Origin of the sequence: Lactobacillus equicursoris DSM 19284 = JCM 14600 = CIP 110162, assembly GCF_001434815.1 — a bacterium.
In the GTDB taxonomy this organism is placed as follows: domain Bacteria; phylum Bacillota; class Bacilli; order Lactobacillales; family Lactobacillaceae; genus Lactobacillus; species Lactobacillus equicursoris.
In genome coordinates this window covers 1-1,379 of the sequence record NZ_AZDU01000105.1, presented here as the reverse complement: position 1 = coordinate 1,379, position 1,379 = coordinate 1, and the positions used below count along the sequence as shown (strand labels likewise).

Annotated in this window: 2 protein-coding genes; both read left to right on the top strand. The window is 38.7% G+C overall.

What is annotated here, in order from left to right:
• Positions 1-19 precede the first annotated feature (19 nt).
• Positions 20-436, top strand: a complete 417-nt coding sequence (locus tag FC20_RS09495) for a thioredoxin domain-containing protein (RefSeq protein ID WP_057907971.1) — start codon at positions 20-22, stop codon at positions 434-436.
• 3 nt (positions 437-439) lie between these two features.
• Positions 440-1,366 (top strand): hypothetical protein, encoded by a 927-nt coding sequence (locus FC20_RS09490; RefSeq protein ID WP_056945397.1) that lies wholly within the window; start codon positions 440-442, stop codon positions 1,364-1,366.
• The last annotated feature ends 13 nt before the right edge of the window (positions 1,367-1,379 follow it).

Genomic DNA, 1,379 nt, shown 5'->3' with positions numbered 1-1,379 from the left:
ATCGTAGGAGGTTCATATTTTGAAAAGAATACTGATAAAGATTGTGCTGAAAGCTGTCATTTTGATCGCTTGCTTGATTCCAGTTAGCCTAACAGGTTATGCGGTATTTAACCACTTCGCGCAAAAATCGGAGGCACAACAGACCTACGTTGCGTTAAATGACCAGCAAAACAAGCACAAGATTATTTTCTTTTACCGTGACACTTGTAGCACATGCCGAACAATTTACAAGCTAGTCTACATGCAAAAACTAGTCGCTCGTAATGTTGTAATGGTGAATTTAGACATGCCAGAGAATCGAACTTACATCAATCAATACAATCTTGTGAGCGTCCCAACGCTGGTGGTTGGTAAACACCAATACAGTGGAACTGACGTAAAAAAAATTAAGGAGTTGTTTAAATCAGCTCCTAAATTATTGAACCAGGAGGGCTAATCTTTGAATAAAATCTATCGAAAACTAGTAGCTTGGTTTACACATTATCGTTCACGTATTGGCAGTTATCTGTACATCGGTATGGCTGTTTTGTCGGTCGTTGGTACGGCATTTTTCTTGTCGTCACGTTCAATTTTTGTCGATGACAGCCCAATATTTGATAGCAAAATTGGGCTTGCTTCAGAACAAACCATCGGCAACGCGAAGGTAAAAATTGTGCAACGCAACATCAATTCCAAGGCAGGTTATGGCGAAATTTTGTTTGAAATTAATGAGTCAACCAGCAATAACATTGGCCAAAAATATCAAGCAATCATTGGTCAAGTTGAAAAAGACGGCAAGCACGAAACGGTATTGCCCTCCACTTTGAAGAAAGTTAGCGAGCACTACTACGTGCTTCAATTCAAAAATTTTAAACCAAAGTGGCATCGATTCTTGATTGATTTTGGACAGTTAGACAAGACACAGCTGATTGCTGGAAAAGACTATCAGCGCATGTTAAAGGGCGATAATGATCAGGCAACAAGCACTGCTAATACGAAAAAAATAGCACAGAAACCGTTCAATATCGACTACCGAAAGACAAAAACTAGCACAATTAGTAAGCCTCGTAAGAAAACTGTATATCTTGCTGAGGGATTGACTTTAGATCTCAATACAAACGAAAAAAAGATCAACACCGTTAAACAAGATATAAAAAAAGGTAACAAGCAACTGAAGGCTATGTACGACAAAATTAAAGCTATCAAAGCTGACGAAGCCTACCAAACTGATGCTGACATAAAAGATTCTGAGTCACAAATTACGACAATTAAGGCCAGCATTAAAAGCACTAAAGAGACTCTTTCTAAAGCGAAAACAGCATTGTCAGAGTTATACGATCAGCAGAATAATCTACGCGCAAAACTCCGCCGATTGAACCACAACTAGGCTAAAAATAGTG